This is a genomic window from Paraburkholderia sp. RL17-347-BIC-D (assembly GCF_046027915.1).
Lineage (GTDB): Bacteria > Pseudomonadota > Gammaproteobacteria > Burkholderiales > Burkholderiaceae > Paraburkholderia.
Window position 1 is genome coordinate 1 of record NZ_JARESS010000271.1, and the last position, 367, is coordinate 367.

Genomic DNA, 367 nt, shown 5'->3' on the forward strand with positions numbered 1-367 from the left:
AGCGATTGCAAAAGCGCTCGACTACAGCCTCAAGCGTTGGGAGGCGCTCACGCGCTATCTCGACGACGGGCACGTGCCTATAGACAACAACTGGGTAGAAAACCAGATACGTCCATGGGCTATCGGCAGAGCGAACTGGTTGTTCGCCGGTTCGCTGCGAGCGGGCCAGCGCGCTGCCGCCATCATGAGCCTGATACGCTCGGCACAACTCAACGGGCACGACCCGCACGCCTATCTGAAAGACATCCTCACGCGACTACCGACCCATAAGGCCAGCGACATCGCGGCATTGCTGCCCCATCGCTGGCAGCCAACTTTGATCGTTGATTAGCGCGACTCGTCAAGACGGGTTTGCTGGCCGATTACG

Annotated in this window: 1 protein-coding gene; it reads left to right on the forward strand. The window is 59.7% G+C overall.

Translation table 11 applies throughout. The features are described 5' to 3' along the window. Positions 1-331, forward strand: a 331-nt coding sequence (locus tag P0D96_RS48520) for an IS66 family transposase (protein WP_408321505.1), incomplete at its 5' end; no start/stop codon positions are given. Positions 332-367 lie beyond the last annotated feature (36 nt).